Source organism: Leisingera sp. G5_S3_59_S7 (assembly GCF_054968485.1).
The window spans coordinates 25,548-40,239 of sequence record NZ_JBQKUH010000018.1; the positions used below are offsets into that span (position 1 = coordinate 25,548).

Below are 14,692 nucleotides of genomic sequence, written 5' to 3' on the forward strand. Positions count from 1 at the left end.
TCCGGCCGCTGCCGGTGCAGGACCTGCCTTCTACCCCGCCCCTTTTCCGGGCGGGGTTTTGTTTTGCCGCAAGAACCGGGTCGCTTGGCGCCCGGCGGCGCGCTAGCTGAGCGTCATGAGCCCGCAAAAGACCATATCCCCCCGCGCCTGGGCCGAGCTGATCCTGCTCGGCGTGATCTGGGGCGGATCGTTTCTGTCGATCCGCATCGCCCTGGATGAAATCCCCGTTGCCACCCTGGTGCTGCACCGCTGCGGCTGGGCGGCGCTGCTGCTGTGGGGGGTTGTGCTGCTAAGAGGGCTGCCGGTGCCCAAGGCGCCGCGGGTCTGGGGGGCTTTTCTGGTGATGGGGCTGCTCAATAACGTGATTCCTTTCGGGCTGATGGCCTGGGGGCAGCTGCATATCGAAACCGGCCTCACCTCGATCCTGAATGCAGCGACGGCTGTGTTCGGGGTGATCGTGGCGGCCCTGGTCTTTGCTGATGAGCGGCTGACGGCGCGCAAGGCGCTGGGGGTCAGCCTTGGCTTCCTGGGCGTGGCCACGGCCATCGGGCTGGAGCAGTTTGCCGATTTCGACATCCGCAGCACCGCGCAGCTGGCAGTTCTGGCGGGCACGGTCTCTTATGCCTTTGCCAGCGCCTGGGCGCGGCTGCACCTGTCCGGCCTGCCGCCGCAGGTGGCGGCGGCGGGGATGCTGACCGGTTCCACCCTGTGCCTGGCTCCGGCAGCGCTGCTGATCGACGGCGCGCCTGTGCTGGCGCTGGAAACGGACACCTGGATGTCGATCGCCTATTTCTCGCTGATTGCCACCGCCGGGGCCTATTTGCTGTATTACCGGGTGCTGGGGCTGGCGGGCAGCGGCAATCTGATGCTGGTCACGCTGATCATCCCGCCGGTCGCCATCGTGCTGGGCGCAGGGGTGCTGGGCGAAGCGCTGAAGCCGCAGGCCTATGCAGGTTTTGCCCTACTGGCGGCGGGGCTTGCGGTCCTGAACGGCAAGCCCCGCTTGCGGCGCAAGCGCGCACGGAATTGACCCAGCCTGCGCAGGCGATTAGCAAGGCGTGAAACCTTCAGGGACTAAGGATCTCATGCTCTACTCTTCCGCACAGGACTGGCGCGATGCGCAGAAAAAACGGGTGCTGTTCTTTGGCATGTCCGGGCTTGGCAAAACCTATGTCAGCAACGTCCTGCGCGGTGCCGGCAGCTGGTTCCACTACTCTGTCGATTACCGCATCGGCACCCGCTACATGGGCGAATACATCGCCGACAACGCCAAGGCCGAGGCGATGAAAGTGCCATTCCTGCGGGAGCTTCTGCTGTCGGATTCGATCTTCATCGGCTCCAACATCACCTTTGAAAACCTGACGCCGGTTGCCGCCTATCTGGGCAAGCCCGGCGACACGGCCAAAGGCGGACTGCCGATCGCGGAGTACAAGCGGCGGCAGGAGCAGTTCCGGGTCGCGGAAATCCGCGCGCTGCTGGACACCGAGTATTTTGAAGACCGGGCGCAGCAGCTTTACGGCTATCCGAATTTCATCTGCGATACCGGCGGGTCGATCTGCGAATGGGTCGATGCAAACGACCCCAACGACCAGATCCTGTCGGAACTCAGCAAGCACACGCTAATGGTCTGGATCAAAGGCGATGAGGCGCACACCGAGGAGCTGGTGCGCCGGTTCGACCGCGCGCCCAAGCCGATGTCTTATCAGCCGGAGTTCTTGGACCGGGTCTGGCAAGAGTATCTCAACGAAAATGGCATAGCTGAGGGGGATGTGGACCCCGACGCCTTTATCCGCTGGACCTATGCCCAGGCGCTGGCGCACCGCCAGCCGCGCTATCAGGCGATGGCGGACAATTGGGGCATCACCGTCACCGCCGACCAGATCTCAGCCGTCAAGGACGAGGCCGGTTTCGTGGATTTGATCGCCTCGGCCCTTGAGGCCCGCGGCTAAGCCGCTTATCTCTCAGCTTCCGCTATATCGCACACCCTTCCGCAAATCAGGACAGTGACATGCCCATCAAGATCCCCGCAGACCTCCCCGCCTATGACGTTCTGACGAACGAAGGCGTGATGGTCATGTCGCCGGATCAGGCGGCGCGTCAGGATATCCGGGCGCTGCGCATCGGGCTGCTGAACCTGATGCCCAAGAAGATCCAGACCGAGAACCAGTTTGCCCGGCTGATCGGCGCCACGCCGCTGCAGATCGAGCTGAGCCTGATCCGGATGACCGAGCATCAGACCAGGAACACCGCGGCTGAGCATATGGAGGAGTTCTACCACTCCTTCCAGGAAGTGAAGCATCAGAAGTTCGACGGGCTGATCATCACCGGCGCGCCGATTGAGCATCTGGAGTTTCCGGAAGTCACCTATTGGGACGAGATGCGCGAGGTGTTCGAATGGACCCAGACGAACGTGCATTCGACCTTTGGCGTCTGCTGGGGCGGCATGGCGATGATCAACCATTTCCATGGCGTGAAGAAACACATGCTGGACCACAAGGCGTTCGGCTGTTTCCGGCACCAGAACCTGGCGCCGGCCTCGCCGTACCTTCGCGGGTTTTCGGATGACTTCGTGATCCCGGTCAGCCGCTGGACCGAAATGAAGCAAGCAGAAATTGACGCGGCCCCGGGGCTGCGAACCCTGCTGGGCAGCGATCAGGTCGGCCCCTGCCTGGTTGAGGACAAGGCGCACCGGGCGCTCTATATCTTCAACCATTTTGAGTATGACAGTGATACACTGAAGCAGGAGTATGACCGCGACGTGGCCAATGGCACCCCGATCAACGTGCCGGACAACTATTATCCGGACGATGATCCCAGCCAGCAGCCGCAGAACCGCTGGCGCAGCCACGCGCATCTGCTGTATGGCAACTGGATCAATGAGATCTACCAGACCACGCCATATGAGCTGGATCAGATCGGCCGGTAAGATGCTGGTCTACCTGAGCCTTGCTGTTGCAACCGGCGCCGCGCTGACCGCCTGGCAGGCCGGACGGCGCGAGGCAGCTGCCGAGGCCAGCCACCCGCCGCAGGGCCAGGTGCTGGTGGTCGGCCGCCACCGGGTGCACGTGGTTGAAATGGGCCGCCCCAAGGGCAGTGCGCCCGATCTGGTGCTGATCCACGGCTCCAGCGGCAACACCCGGGACATGACCTTCCGGCTGGCACCGGCGCTGGCCAAGGAGTTCCGCATCCTTGTCTTTGACCGGCCGGGGCTGGGCTATTCCGACCGTCTGAACGGCACCGGCGCGACAATCCGGCAGCAGGCGGACGTGCTGCGCCAGGCCGCGGCGCAATTAGGCGCGGAAAAACCCGTGGTGCTGGGCCAAAGCTATGGCGGCGCGGTGGCACTGGCCTGGGCCGTCGACCACCCGGAGGCGCTGGCGGCACTGGTGTCTGTTGCAGGCGTTTCGCACCCCTGGGACACGCCGCTGGACACGTTTTACAAGGTGACGTCTTCCCGGATCGGCAGCGCCCTCGCGGTCCCGGCCCTCACCGCGTTTGTGTCCCGTGCCACGGTGATGGAGACGCTGGACGCCGTTTTTGCCCCCCAGCCGGTGCCGGACGGCTATGCCGAGCACTTCGGCATCGGCCTGACTCTGCGGCGCAATTCCCTGCGGGCCAATGCCCGGCAGCGCGCCAATCTGCTGTCTGAGGTAAAGGCGCTGGCGCCGCTTTACAGCCGGATCGGCGTGCCGGTCGAGATCATCCACGGCACCGCGGATGACACCGTCAGCCCCAATATCCACGCCCGGCAGCTGGTCCGGGACGTCCCCAGTGCCGCCCTGACCCTGCTGGAGGGGATCGGCCACATGCCGCATCACGTGGCAACCGATGCTGTGGCCGAAGCGGTGCACCGCGCTGCCGCCCGGGCACGTTTGCGTTAATGCGATTCACATTCCATACTGCATACCCATATAAGGTGTTGAGGACAGAAGGGTTTTGCATATGACGCTGCCATTTGACGGAGCCATCAGCCGCTTTTACGAGACCGGCGCGCCAGAGCACATCCGCGAGGCGATCCAGGATGCGGACAAGGACGAAATCCTCAACTCCAGCTACCCCCACCGGGAGCGGATGGGCCGCAAAGCCTATGAAAAGGAGCTGGAGGCGCTGCAAATCGAACTGGTCAAGCTGCAGGCCTGGGTCAAAGCCAGCGGCGCGCGCATCGCCATCGTGTTCGAGGGCCGCGATGCGGCCGGCAAGGGCGGCACGATCAAGCGCTTCCGCGAAAACCTGAACCCGCGCGGCGCCCGGGTTGTGGCGCTGTCAAAACCCACCGCAGAGGAACAGAGCCAGTGGTACTTCCAGCGCTATATCGAACACCTGCCCTCGGGCGGCGAGATCGTGTTCTTTGACCGCAGCTGGTACAACCGCGGCGTGGTGGAGAAGGTGTTCGGCTTTTGCACCGATGACCAGCGCGAGCGGTTCTTTCACCAGGTGAAGGGGTTTGAGCAGGCGCTGGTGGAGGACGGCGTGCTGCTGTTCAAGTTCTGGCTCAACGTCGGCCGGGCGGAGCAACTGCGCCGCTTCCTGAAGCGGGAATCCGATCCCCTGAAGCAATGGAAGCTGAGCCCGATCGACGTCAAGGGGCTGGAGAAATGGGACGAGTACACCGCCGCAATCTCCGAGACCCTGGACCGCAGCCATTGCCCCGAGGCGCCCTGGACCATCGTGCGCTCCGACGGCAAGCGGCGGGCGCGGCTGGCGGCGATCCGGGCGGTTCTGACCGCCATCGACTATGACAACAAGGACGCCAAGGCCATCGGCGCCCTGGACACCGAAATTTGCGGAGGCCCGGACATCTGGGATGCCTAAACGCGGTTATCATCACGGCAACCTGCGCCAGGCGCTGGTCGAAGCCGCCCTGCAGCTGATCGAGGCCAAGGGCCCGACCGGATTCACCCTGTCGGAAGCTGCCAAAAAGGCGGGCGTCACCCCGGCGGCGGTCTACCGGCATTTCGAGGGGCGCGAGGATCTGATCGCAGAAGCCGCGCGCCAGGGCTACGTCATGTTTGCCGACCTGATGCAGCATGCCTATGAGAAATACCAGCCCTCGGCGCTGGCGGCGTTTGAGGCGACGGGCCGGGCCTATCTGGCCTTTGCGCGCAAACACCCGGGCCATTACATCGCCATGTTCGAAAGCGGTGTGTCAGTGAACCGCACGCCGGAACTGGCTGATGCCGCCGCCCGCGCACGGGCGATCCTGGAACGCGCCGCCGCGGACCTGAGCCAGCATATCCCGGAGCACAAACGCCCGCCCGCTTCGATGTTTTCGGCCCATGTTCTGGCGATGAGCCACGGGGTGGTGGAGCTGTATGCGCGCAACTCTCCCGGGGCCACGTCGCCGTTTCCGCCCGAGGATTTACTGGAAAGCGGCATCGGCATCTACTTGCGCGGGCTGGGGCTGATTGAACCGGACAGCTAAAACCGGCTGGCAGGCTGCGGCGCGCTCAACTCGGCACCGACGTTGATCAGGTTCACCTCACCAATGCCCTTGATGTCCTCGGGGCCGATGTCGGTGACATGGAATTCCTCGGACAAGGCGTCCTTCATTTCCTCTGGCGCGACGATTTTCATCGGGTTGGCAAAGACTTGCAGGCGGGAGGCCAGGTTTACCGCGGGGCCGAACACGTCGTAGACATATTTTTGGATTCCCACCACCGAGCCGACGGCAGAGCCGGTGCCCAGCCCGATCCGCGCCTGCCATTTGTGCTGGTGGCTCAGGTTGCGCCGCTCCAGATAGCGCAGGAAGCGGGTGGCGCAATGGGCCACGGCGGTGGCGTGTTCGGGCATCGGTTCCGGCATTCCAGCCACCGCCAGATAGGCGTCGCCAATGGTCTTGATCCGCTCGCAGCCGTATTGTTCGACAATGCGGTCGAAGGCGGTGAAGATGTCGTTCAGCTCTCCCAGCGTGACCGTCGGATCGGTGCGGGAGGCGAAATCGGTGAAATTCACGAAATCCAGCATCACCACCGACACCTGCGGGTACAGCTGCGGGGTGACGACGCCGAAGGTCTTGAACTCCTCATAGACCTGGCGCGGCATGAGGTTCAGCAGGAGCCGCTCCACCCGCTCCTTCTCGCGCTCCAATTCGCGGGTGTTGCGCTCGACCATCGCGGAGTAGCTGTCGATCATGCTTTCCAGCTCGCGGATGCGGGTGATGTTCTGGCATTCCACCACCAGAAGCGCCTCATCCAGATGGCTGGCCTGCGAGATGTTGATGGCAAAAACCAGGGTGCGCCGCTTGCGCTTGATCTTCAGTTCCGCCGAATAGCGCAGCCCCTCCTCGCAGAGCGGGCCCAGATCCTCGCGGTCCAGCCCGTCGATGGCATCGGTCAGCGCCGCGCCCTCGCTCGGCGTGCCGAACCATTCCGCAAAGGGCTGATTGTGAAAAACAAACCCAAGGTCAGAGGCCCGCACCACCGCCACCCCGACGCCGATCGCGCGCAGCAGCTGTTCGTTGATGGCGGCAATGCTCATGCCGCGTTCCTGGTGACGATGATGTTGCGCTTGGCCTCGATCGCCGCCAGCGTGGTGCGGACATCCGGCTCAGAAAGGCCATGCTGCTCCAGCGCGTCCTTGAGCAGGGCCGCCATTTCGTCGAAATCCTCATGGGTGATGCCGAGGGCCCGGTGCACCGCCTCCAGCCGTTCATCGCTGAAGGAGGCCGGCCCGCCCAAAAGCGAGGAGATGAACTTGGTCTGGTGGTCAATCAGCCGCGCCATGTCGACGTCGGCGAAGTAGTCCCCGATCTGATCGGAATCGAGCGCCATCTCGTAAAATGTCATCACGACGCGGCTGATGGCGCTGAACCCGCCGTATTTCTCGTAAATGGTTTGCGGCATGACAGCTTTCCCCCATCAGGAAGCAGTGCCGCCGATGTTACGACAGTTTTCCGCAAAAGTTAACGGCCCTGGGACCTGGCCGGGTCCCGGGCCGGAAATCACGGTGGTGTTCCGCGGGCAAAGGCCCTGCCCCGCCTCAGGCTGCGCTGCCGGCGGCCTCCTGATCGGTGAAGGTCACCAAATCGGCGACGATGCCTTGCAGACCTTCAATCAGCTCCACCGTCGGCTGGGCCGACAGCAGCGGCGCCATTTCCTGGATCAGCGGCAGCGGCAGGTCCCACCAGCGCAGTTCCTGCAGTTTTCCGCAGACCGTATCGTCAAACCGCTTGCGCACCATCTGCGCCGGGTTGCCTGCCCAAACCTCATAGGGGCCGACATCGCAGGTAACAGTGGCGTTGGGGCCGATGACGGCGCCGTTGCCGATGGTCACCCCGGCGAGCACGGTTGCATTGGCGCCGATCCAGACGTCGTTGCCGATGACAACATCGCCGCCGCCCTGCCGCGGCACGTGAACCCCGGCGCTGCCCAGCTCCCCGGTGAAAACCTCGCCGAAGGGAAAGGCGGTGATCCGGTCCAGCGCGGGCGAGGCATCGAGCAGGATCTTTGCACCCCTGCCGATGCTGCAAAACGCGCCGATGGACACATTGGCGCCGCCGCCCTGCTCCTGGATGTCCAGGCCCTCGTAGCCATGGGTGAAGCGGCCGATGTCCAGCTGCCCGTTTCCGATCGGTGCGGTCTTGGGGTTTTCCGGTGTTACCATTATCTGTCCTGCCTTCGCTTGCTGGTCACTCGAATCCGGAAACAAATTAGAAAATCTTTCTAAAAGAACCCTGAAAGATTTCGGCAAAAGCAGGCAGGCAAAAAAAAGGGCCCGCCAGCGGCGGACCCTTTCGAATTGGATGTGTTCCGAATTAACGCTTCGAGAACTGGAACGAGCGGCGGGCTTTGGCCTTGCCGTATTTCTTACGTTCCACAACGCGGCTGTCGCGGGTCAGGAAGCCAGCGGCCTTCAGCGCGCCGCGCAGCGACGGATCGTACAGCTGCAGCGCTTTGGAGATGCCGTGCTTGACCGCGCCGGCCTGACCGGACAGGCCGCCGCCCTTGACGGTGGCGTAGACGTCAAACTGGTCTTCGACGCCGGCAACCTGGAACGGCTGGCGCAGAATCATCTGCAGCACCGGACGGGCGAAGTACTTGTTGATTTCCTTGCCGTTCACCTCGACCTTGCCGGAGCCCGGCTTGATCCAGACACGGGCAACAGCGTCTTTACGCTTGCCGGTGGCATAGGAGCGGCCCAGTTCGTCACGAACCGGCTCACGCGCGATGGTTTCCTCAGCCACTGCTTCCACGCCGGTTGCAGCTGCGAGCTCTTCGAGAGTGTTGATCTGATCAGCCATCGATATCAGCTCCGGGTGTTTTTCTTGTTCATGGATTTAACATCCAGAACTTCGGGGGCCTGGGCTTCATGCGGGTGCTCGGCACCGGCATAGATACGCAGGTTGGTCATCTGCTGACGCGACAGGCGGTTGCCCGGCAGCATGCGCTTGACGGCCTGGAACACGACGCGTTCCGGGTGGGCACCTTCCAGGATGTCCTGTTTGGTGCGCGACTTGATGCCGCCCGGGTGGCCGGTGTGCCAGTAGAATTTTTCGTCACGCTTTTTGCCGGTCATCTGCACCTTGTCGGCGTTGATGATGATGACGTTGTCGCCCATGTCCATATGCGGAGTGAACGAGGCTTTGTGCTTGCCACGCAGGCGCATGGCAACGATCGAGGCAAGACGGCCCAGAACAACGCCCTCGGCGTCGATCAGGATCCACTTCTTCTCGATATCTGCCGGAGTAGCAGAGAAGGTTTTCATGGCAGGTCAATCCTGTTTGTCGTGAAGGCAGAATCCAAAACGGTCCCGCCTGAATGCGATGGAGGGGGTTTACGGGGATCGCAATGCTGCGTCAACAGGGTCAAACAATAATAAACCTTTAGTATTCAATGATTTATAAAATAGGTATTATAATACCCCATAATTTCAGACGCTGATCTGCTCCGGCGGGTTGTCCAGCAGGGCGCGCAGGCGCAGCATCGCCTCCTCGAAGCGTTTCAGCGGCACGTGGGCGTTGACGGCGATGCGGACCGCGTGCGGGGCGCGGCCGTCGCGCAGGGCGAATTCATCGGCAGACCGGATCTGCACACCGTTCGCCTCTGCCGCGCGGGTGAAGGCCGCCGCCCGCCAGCCCGAGGGCAGCCGCAGCCACAGGAACGGCACATCCGGGTTCCAGGTCAGGTCAAAGCCGCCCAGTGCATTGACCGCCACCCGCACATAGCGGGCCATCTCGGCGCGGACCTTGCCGACCAGCCCGGGGAGCCGGGGATCGGTCAGCAGGATACGGATCAGATCGGCCAGCGGCTGCGCCAGCCCGAAATAGCCGTGTTCCGCCACCCGCCGCAGATCCGCCGCCCGCCCCTCTGGCGCCAGCGCAAAGCCGACGCGCAGGGCGGGCGTCAGGATCTTGGAGATCGAGGAGACGTGCCAGGCCAGCTCCGGCGCGAGCGCCCGGTAGCTGGGCGCCCGGGACTCGCCCAGGCGGTAGCAGTCGTCCTCGACGATCTGCACCCCGTGGCGGCGGGCAATCCGGACAATTTCCTTTCGCCGCTCCAAAGGCGTGTAAAGCCCGGTGGGATTGTGCACCTCCGGGCTGGTGCACAGGACGGTGGCGCCGGTCTTGCGGATGGCCAGCTCCATCGAATCCGGGCGGATGCCGTGGTCGTCCATCGCCACCTCGACCACCTGCGCCCTCAGCAGCTCCGACGCGCGGCGGAAGCCCGCATAGGTCAGATCCTCGACCATGATGACCGGCTGCGGCCCCTCCAGGATGGCTTGCAGCACCACCATCAGCCCGTTCTGGCCGCCGTGCGTCAGTACAATGTCATTTTCGGTGACAGTGCCGACCGGCGATTGCCCCACCCAGGCGGCTGCGGCCTGGCGCACCGGCAGATAGGCGTCGCGGGTCGGGTAATTCAGAAACTTCTGCGCGTCGCCTTCGGCCACTTTTTGCAGCGCTTCGCGCACCGCGGCGACCTGCCCCATGTCGGCAATGCGCGGGCTGAACAGGCTGACGTGGCCGGGATCGCGCGCCTCGGCCAAATGCAGCTGCCGCGACCATACGTCATCCGGCACCGGTTTCTTCTTTTCGGCTACAAAGGTGCCGCGCCCGACCTCGGCTTCCAGCACCCCCTCATCGGTGAGAATGCTGTAGGCGCGGGCCACGGTGCCGGGCGTAATGCTCAACTGGTACGCGAGATCGCGGACCGGAGGGAGCTTTGTACCGGTTTTCAATCCGCCGGTTTCGATGGCGGACCGGATTGTGTCGGCCACCATCTTATACTTCGGCCCTTTGGCCTCTGCCAGGCTCTGCGGCCAAATTGTACCCATTACAATCCATCCTTGGACATTACACCCGCCTCTTTGTATCAGGAATTTACAGCAAATCAACAGGATTGTATCAACACAATACGAAGGAAGCCTCCCATGGCACAGCACACGCAAATGGCACAATCGAACATGTCCTTTCTGAACAGCCGCCCGGCCCTGCCGGTGCTGGCGCAGTGGGCCGTCCTCTTTGCCGTGCTGGTGACCAAGTGGAGCCTGCGCCACCGAACCCGGTGCCAGCTGAAACACCTGAGCGACGCGCAACTGCAGGACATCGGCCTGTCCCGCGCCGACGCTCATTATGAAGCCACTCTTCCGTTCTGGCGCCCATGATCCCCTGGGCAAAAGAACAACCTGACGGCCGGGGTTCGCCCCGGCCTTTTTTTATGCCCTCCGCGCCCCGGCCGGACCCGCCCGCCCATGCGTTACCAGCTATGCGGAAATTAAAGGTTGATCGAATCCTTCATGGGTCCTACATGCCCCTTCACTTTCGGCACCGATCCCAACCCCGGACTCTTATCCGGGGGGGCGCTAAGGGCCGTCTGGATTGTCATCTACTGGAACGAAGGGGAGCGCCATGAAAGACGCCAACCTCTTCCAACTGGGGATCGGTCTGGAGACAGGCGCCCATGAGGAAGATACCGCCCGCGGTGTAACTGCCGCGAATCTTGATGCTGTTGTTGATTCCGACCGCGAAGACCATTTCATCCGCAAGGATGGCAAGGTGTTTGCCGGCACCCATCTGATCATCGAAGTGATGAAGGGCACCGGCCTGGACTGCGAAGAGCGCATACAGAACGCCTTCCGCAAATGCGTCGAGGTCTGCGGCGCCACCCTGCTGCACATCCACACCCACAAGTTCTCGCCGCAGGGCGTGTCCGGCGTGGCCGTGCTGGCGGAAAGCCACATCTCCGTCCACACCTGGCCGGAAATCGGCTATGGCGCGTTTGACGTGTTCATGTGCGGCGATGCAGAGCCCTGGAAAGCCGTCGGCGTGCTGAAGGAAGCGTTCAGCACCGACATGGTGGAAGTGCGCGAACTGCTGCGCGGGGAGGAGCTGATCGCCAAAGAGGTGGCAGCATGAGCGATGCCGTCAAGAAGGAGTGGGTCACAGAGAGCCTGCACGCGCATTACGCCCAGCGTTTGCGCGTGGATGAGATGCTCTATGACAGCAACACCGAGCACCAGCGCCTGAAAGTGTTCCAGAACGGCCAGTTCGGCCGCATTCTGACGCTGGACGACGTGGTGCAGACCACCGAAGGCGACAACTTCATCTACCACGAGATGCTGACCCATGTGCCAATCCTGGCGCATGGCAACGCAAAGCGCGTGCTGATCATCGGCGGCGGCGACGGCGGCATGGCCCGCGAGGCGCTGCGCCACACCTCGGTCGAGCATGTCACCATGGTGGAGATCGACGGCGGCGTGGTGGATTTCTCGAAAGAGTATCTGCCGATGCTGAGCGACGGCGCCTTTGATGATCCGCGCCTCAATCTGGTGATCAACGACGGTGCGCTCTTCATGAAAGAGAACACCGAGAAGTTCGACGTGATCATCGTCGATTCGACTGACCCGATCGGCCCCGGTGAAGTTCTGTTCACCGATACCTTCTATGGCCATGCGGCGCGGTCGCTGACCGAGGACGGAATCATCGTCACCCAGAACGGCGTGCCGTTCATGCAGGGCGATGAGCTGACCGGCACCCTGCGCGCATTCCAGGCGCTGTTTGCCGATGCGTCCTGCTATCTGGCCACCGTGCCGACCTATGCGGGCGGGCCGATGGCGTTCGGCTGGGGCAGCCACTCGGACAAAGCCCGCAACGTGAGCCTTGAGGATCTGGAGGCACGCTTTGCCGCTGCCGGGATCGAGACCGGGTATTACAACCCGGAAGTTCACAAAGCCGCATTTGCCTTGCCGAACTATGTGAAAAAGCTGTTCCCGTAAGCGGGAGGCATGAGAGGGCTTCGGCCCCCTTTTTCGTATCCGGGGCTAATTCGGAAACCTTGTTGTAATCTATTACGTCTTGTTTGGTTGCAGCCTGAACCGGGTCTGTTTTTTCCAATTCGCCTGCCGCGCCAGCGGCAAACACGCGTCCGCCCGCCCCACGGCGGGCGAACGCTGATTTGATTGATCCAGCCCCTGGACGGTCCCGGCCCTAACGTTGCGCACCAATCCCCCTTGGCCTGACTGCTCGTCTTTGCTAGGCGCGGCGGGACATTCATCAGACGTGGCAGGCCAAATGCAGCGCGACCCCATCCTTGTTGTTGACCGCGAAACCGGCGAGACCTTTGAGGAGGTGGTGCTGGGCGAGAAATGGATCCGCTGGGCCTATCAGAATGCCAGCGCCAGGCCGGTGGAAAAGCTGCTGTTCCGCTCCGCGCTCATCAGCCGCTTGATGGGCGCCTGGTTCGACTCGCGGTTTTCCAGGGGCAAGATCGCCAAGGTGGTCGACGATCTGTCGATTGACATGTCTGAGGCCACGGCCCCTGCTGACAGCTACGCTTGTTTCAACGATTTCTTTGTGCGCCACCTGAAACCCGAAGCCCGCCCCTTCAGCGATGACCCGAAGGATATTGTATCACCCGCCGACGGCCGGGTGCTGGTGTTCCCTGAACTGGCAGAGGATGTGTTTGTCCCGGTCAAGGGCTATCCGATGTCAGTCCGTACCATGCTGCCGGGCATTGCGGACCGCTTCATCGGCGGCGCGCTGGCCATCGTGCGGCTGTGCCCGGCGGATTATCACCGCTATCACTTCCCCGCCGCAGGCCGGATCGCAGCGGCAGAGGACATTCCCGGCGCGCTGCATTCGGTGAACCCGATTGCGCTGGGGGCCGGGCCGGATGTGTTCGGCGAGAACAAGCGCAGCTGGACGCTGGTTGAGACCGAAAACTTCGGCAGCTACTGCTTTGTCGAGGTCGGCGCCTTTGGCGTCGGCGCCATCGTCAACACCCGCACGGCCGGCGAAGTGCAGAAGATGGACGAAAAGGGTTATTTCAAGTTCGGCGGCTCCACCGTGGTGGTGGTGTTCGAGCCGGGCAGAATCCGGTTTGCCGATGACCTCGCGGCCAACAGCGCCAAGGGCCGGGAAACGCTGGTCAAGGTCGGCCAGCCGCTGGCCACCGGGCTTTAGCGCTTGGGCGGGATCGAATAGGTCATGGAGGCGCGGGCGACCGGCTCCGCCATCCCTTCGGAATACATCAGCACATCCGCCACCGCCAGAACCCGGCCCAGCTTGAGCAACCGCGCCTCGGCGATCACATCGGCGCCTGCCACAGGCTTGCGCATGAAATCGAGCGCGCAATTGGTGGTGACCGCCAGCGCCTCGCGCCCCAGCCGCGACAGGATCAGCGCATAGATCGCGCAATCGGCCAGCGCGAACATCGACGGGCCCGACACGGTGCCGCCGGGCCGCAGGTGCCGCTCCGCGGTCAGAAGGCGCATCCGCAGACCCGTCTCATCCATCGCATCAATGGCAAAATCGTCCTTCACCTGCGGAAAGATCTCATGCAGGTAGTCCGTCAGACCTGCGACATCAAATGCCAGTGCCATGCTTTTCCTTTCCCTTCGCGCTGACTAGAGTTGGCGCAACCCTTGGGAGGAGAGCAAGATGGCAATTCTGGAACGTTGCGACACGGGCGGCATTGCCCGGCTGACCATGAACACACCGGAAAAGCTGAACGCGCTGTCGGACGAGATGCTGGCGGCGCTGCAGGAACAGTTTGAGGCCCTGCGCGAGGACAGCAGCATCAAGGTGGTGATCCTGTCCGGCACCGGCAAAGGCTTTTGCGCAGGCCATGACATCAAGCAGATGACTGCGGGCCGCGCCGCAGAAGACGGCGGCAAGGCCTACTTCCAGGATCTGTTTGCCCGCTGCACCCGCGTGATGACAGGGCTGCAGTCCCTGCCCCAGCCGGTGATCGCTCAGGTTCACGGCATCGCCACGGCGGCGGGCTGCCAACTTGTCGCCTCCTGCGATCTGGCGGTGGCGGCTGAGGGCACCAGGTTCGGCGTCAACGGGGTGAACATCGGCCTGTTCTGCTCCACCCCGATGGTGGCCTTGTCCCGCAACATCCCGCGCAAGCAGGCGTTTGAGCTGCTGACCACGGGCGAATTCATCGACGCGGCCCGCGCGGTGGAACTGGGGCTGGCCAACCGCGCTGTGCCGCTGGATCAGCTGGAATCGGAAACCACCAAGCTGGCCGAAACAATCGCCGCGAAACTGGGCGCGGCGGTCAAGATCGGCAAGCAGGCGTTTTATGAGCAACTGCAGATGCCGCTGGATCAGGCCTATGCCTATACCAGCGGGGTGATCGTCGAGAACCTTATGTACCGCGACACCATCGAAGGCATGGCCGCCTTTATCGAAAAACGCGCGCCGGACTGGCAGGAATAAGTTTAACCGAAAATTTTCGGAGAACTTTAG

18 protein-coding genes are annotated in these 14,692 nt (G+C 62.9%); 11 read left to right on the forward strand and 7 right to left on the reverse strand.

Annotated features, from left to right (window positions below; all coding sequences use genetic code 11):
• Positions 1-115: 115 nt before the first annotated feature.
• The 6 genes from ACTRWG_RS10170 to ACTRWG_RS10195 all read left to right on the forward strand — a co-directional run bounded on the left by ACTRWG_RS10170 (position 116) and on the right by ACTRWG_RS10195 (position 5,422).
• Positions 116-1,030, forward strand: a complete 915-nt coding sequence (locus tag ACTRWG_RS10170) for a DMT family transporter (protein WP_027237483.1) — start codon at positions 116-118, stop codon at positions 1,028-1,030.
• A 55-nt stretch (positions 1,031-1,085) separates the two neighbouring features.
• Complete coding sequence (locus tag ACTRWG_RS10175) at positions 1,086-1,949, forward strand: hypothetical protein (RefSeq protein WP_027237482.1); 864 nt, start codon at positions 1,086-1,088, stop codon at positions 1,947-1,949.
• A 59-nt stretch (positions 1,950-2,008) separates the two neighbouring features.
• Positions 2,009-2,926 carry a homoserine O-acetyltransferase MetA gene (gene metA, locus ACTRWG_RS10180; RefSeq protein ID WP_027237481.1) on the forward strand — a complete coding sequence of 306 codons (918 nt, stop codon included), beginning with the start codon at positions 2,009-2,011 and terminating at the stop codon, positions 2,924-2,926.
• A gap of 1 nt (position 2,927) precedes the next feature.
• Entirely contained in the window at positions 2,928-3,881 is a 954-nt protein-coding gene (locus tag ACTRWG_RS10185) for an alpha/beta fold hydrolase (RefSeq protein WP_259969649.1), read from the forward strand.
• Positions 3,882-3,942: 61 nt separating this feature from the next.
• Positions 3,943-4,812 carry a polyphosphate kinase 2 gene (gene ppk2 / locus ACTRWG_RS10190; RefSeq protein ID WP_259972613.1) on the forward strand — a complete coding sequence of 290 codons (870 nt, stop codon included), beginning with the start codon at positions 3,943-3,945 and terminating at the stop codon, positions 4,810-4,812.
• Positions 4,805-5,422, forward strand: coding sequence for a TetR/AcrR family transcriptional regulator (locus ACTRWG_RS10195; RefSeq protein WP_027237478.1), 618 nt, complete (start codon positions 4,805-4,807; stop codon positions 5,420-5,422). The genes ppk2 and ACTRWG_RS10195 overlap by 8 nt, the downstream gene beginning before the upstream one ends.
• Here ACTRWG_RS10195 and ACTRWG_RS10200 read toward each other — a convergent pair.
• The 6 genes from ACTRWG_RS10200 to ACTRWG_RS10225 all read right to left on the reverse strand — a co-directional run bounded on the left by ACTRWG_RS10200 (position 5,419) and on the right by ACTRWG_RS10225 (position 10,272).
• Positions 5,419-6,477, reverse strand: coding sequence for an adenylate/guanylate cyclase domain-containing protein (locus ACTRWG_RS10200; RefSeq protein WP_462829282.1), 1,059 nt, complete (start codon positions 6,475-6,477; stop codon positions 5,419-5,421). The genes ACTRWG_RS10195 and ACTRWG_RS10200 overlap by 4 nt on opposite strands.
• Positions 6,474-6,842 carry a group I truncated hemoglobin gene (locus ACTRWG_RS10205; protein WP_027237476.1) on the reverse strand — a complete coding sequence of 123 codons (369 nt, stop codon included), beginning with the start codon at positions 6,840-6,842 and terminating at the stop codon, positions 6,474-6,476. The genes ACTRWG_RS10200 and ACTRWG_RS10205 overlap by 4 nt, the downstream gene beginning before the upstream one ends.
• Positions 6,843-6,978: 136 nt before the next feature.
• Positions 6,979-7,602 carry a CatB-related O-acetyltransferase gene (locus ACTRWG_RS10210; RefSeq protein ID WP_259972615.1) on the reverse strand — a complete coding sequence of 208 codons (624 nt, stop codon included), beginning with the start codon at positions 7,600-7,602 and terminating at the stop codon, positions 6,979-6,981.
• 151 nt (positions 7,603-7,753) lie between these two features.
• Positions 7,754-8,239: a 30S ribosomal protein S9 gene (rpsI, locus tag ACTRWG_RS10215; RefSeq protein ID WP_036797529.1), complete on the reverse strand. Its 486-nt coding sequence runs from the start codon at positions 8,237-8,239 to the stop codon at positions 7,754-7,756.
• 5 nt (positions 8,240-8,244) lie between these two features.
• Positions 8,245-8,703, reverse strand: a complete 459-nt coding sequence (gene rplM, locus ACTRWG_RS10220) for a 50S ribosomal protein L13 (protein ID WP_027237473.1) — start codon at positions 8,701-8,703, stop codon at positions 8,245-8,247.
• Between the two features lie 165 nt (positions 8,704-8,868).
• Complete coding sequence (locus ACTRWG_RS10225; protein WP_027237472.1) at positions 8,869-10,272, reverse strand: aminotransferase-like domain-containing protein; 1,404 nt, start codon at positions 10,270-10,272, stop codon at positions 8,869-8,871.
• Positions 10,273-10,368: 96 nt separating this feature from the next.
• Here ACTRWG_RS10225 and ACTRWG_RS10230 point away from each other — a divergent pair, with 96 nt between their 5' ends.
• From ACTRWG_RS10230 to asd, 4 genes are all read left to right on the forward strand, one after another.
• Positions 10,369-10,602: a DUF1127 domain-containing protein gene (locus tag ACTRWG_RS10230; RefSeq protein ID WP_027237471.1), complete on the forward strand. Its 234-nt coding sequence runs from the start codon at positions 10,369-10,371 to the stop codon at positions 10,600-10,602.
• Between the two features lie 244 nt (positions 10,603-10,846).
• The gene (gene speD, locus ACTRWG_RS10235) at positions 10,847-11,353 is read left to right on the forward strand and encodes an adenosylmethionine decarboxylase (RefSeq protein WP_027237470.1); all 507 of its coding nucleotides are present in this window, start codon (positions 10,847-10,849) and stop codon (positions 11,351-11,353) included.
• Positions 11,350-12,213 carry a polyamine aminopropyltransferase gene (gene speE, locus ACTRWG_RS10240; RefSeq protein ID WP_027237469.1) on the forward strand — a complete coding sequence of 288 codons (864 nt, stop codon included), beginning with the start codon at positions 11,350-11,352 and terminating at the stop codon, positions 12,211-12,213. The genes speD and speE overlap by 4 nt, the downstream gene beginning before the upstream one ends.
• Before the next feature lie 295 nt (positions 12,214-12,508).
• Positions 12,509-13,399: an archaetidylserine decarboxylase gene (gene asd, locus ACTRWG_RS10245; RefSeq protein ID WP_027237468.1), complete on the forward strand. Its 891-nt coding sequence runs from the start codon at positions 12,509-12,511 to the stop codon at positions 13,397-13,399.
• On the opposite strand, the gene ACTRWG_RS10250 is transcribed toward asd, so the two are convergent.
• Positions 13,396-13,818 (reverse strand): PaaI family thioesterase, encoded by a 423-nt coding sequence (locus tag ACTRWG_RS10250; protein ID WP_027237467.1) that lies wholly within the window; start codon positions 13,816-13,818, stop codon positions 13,396-13,398. The genes asd and ACTRWG_RS10250 overlap by 4 nt on opposite strands.
• 58 nt (positions 13,819-13,876) lie before the next feature.
• Here ACTRWG_RS10250 and ACTRWG_RS10255 point away from each other — a divergent pair, with 58 nt between their 5' ends.
• A complete protein-coding gene (locus ACTRWG_RS10255; RefSeq protein ID WP_462829283.1) occupies positions 13,877-14,662 on the forward strand; it encodes an enoyl-CoA hydratase in 786 nt (261 codons plus the stop codon).
• Positions 14,663-14,692: the final 30 nt, after the last annotated feature.

What these genes read in the sequence shown, in the direction of transcription:
- ACTRWG_RS10255 (WP_462829283.1), top strand. Translation starts at nt 13,877, where the DNA reads ATGGCAATTCTGGAACGTTGCGACACGGGCGGCATTGCCCGGCTGACC.
- ACTRWG_RS10200 (WP_462829282.1), bottom strand. Translation starts at nt 6,477, where the DNA reads ATGAGCATTGCCGCCATCAACGAACAGCTGCTGCGCGCGATCGGCGTC.
- metA (WP_027237481.1), top strand. Translation starts at nt 2,009, where the DNA reads ATGCCCATCAAGATCCCCGCAGACCTCCCCGCCTATGACGTTCTGACG.
- ACTRWG_RS10205 (WP_027237476.1), bottom strand. Translation starts at nt 6,842, where the DNA reads ATGCCGCAAACCATTTACGAGAAATACGGCGGGTTCAGCGCCATCAGC.
- speD (WP_027237470.1), top strand. Translation starts at nt 10,847, where the DNA reads ATGAAAGACGCCAACCTCTTCCAACTGGGGATCGGTCTGGAGACAGGC.
- ACTRWG_RS10175 (WP_027237482.1), top strand. Translation starts at nt 1,086, where the DNA reads ATGCTCTACTCTTCCGCACAGGACTGGCGCGATGCGCAGAAAAAACGG.
- ACTRWG_RS10250 (WP_027237467.1), bottom strand. Translation starts at nt 13,818, where the DNA reads ATGGCACTGGCATTTGATGTCGCAGGTCTGACGGACTACCTGCATGAG.
- ACTRWG_RS10210 (WP_259972615.1), bottom strand. Translation starts at nt 7,602, where the DNA reads ATGGTAACACCGGAAAACCCCAAGACCGCACCGATCGGAAACGGGCAG.
- rpsI (WP_036797529.1), bottom strand. Translation starts at nt 8,239, where the DNA reads ATGGCTGATCAGATCAACACTCTCGAAGAGCTCGCAGCTGCAACCGGC.
- ACTRWG_RS10225 (WP_027237472.1), bottom strand. Translation starts at nt 10,272, where the DNA reads ATGGGTACAATTTGGCCGCAGAGCCTGGCAGAGGCCAAAGGGCCGAAG.
- ppk2 (WP_259972613.1), top strand. Translation starts at nt 3,943, where the DNA reads ATGACGCTGCCATTTGACGGAGCCATCAGCCGCTTTTACGAGACCGGC.
- asd (WP_027237468.1), top strand. Translation starts at nt 12,509, where the DNA reads ATGCAGCGCGACCCCATCCTTGTTGTTGACCGCGAAACCGGCGAGACC.
- ACTRWG_RS10170 (WP_027237483.1), top strand. Translation starts at nt 116, where the DNA reads ATGAGCCCGCAAAAGACCATATCCCCCCGCGCCTGGGCCGAGCTGATC.
- speE (WP_027237469.1), top strand. Translation starts at nt 11,350, where the DNA reads ATGAGCGATGCCGTCAAGAAGGAGTGGGTCACAGAGAGCCTGCACGCG.
- ACTRWG_RS10195 (WP_027237478.1), top strand. Translation starts at nt 4,805, where the DNA reads ATGCCTAAACGCGGTTATCATCACGGCAACCTGCGCCAGGCGCTGGTC.
- ACTRWG_RS10185 (WP_259969649.1), top strand. Translation starts at nt 2,928, where the DNA reads ATGCTGGTCTACCTGAGCCTTGCTGTTGCAACCGGCGCCGCGCTGACC.
- rplM (WP_027237473.1), bottom strand. Translation starts at nt 8,703, where the DNA reads ATGAAAACCTTCTCTGCTACTCCGGCAGATATCGAGAAGAAGTGGATC.
- ACTRWG_RS10230 (WP_027237471.1), top strand. Translation starts at nt 10,369, where the DNA reads ATGGCACAGCACACGCAAATGGCACAATCGAACATGTCCTTTCTGAAC.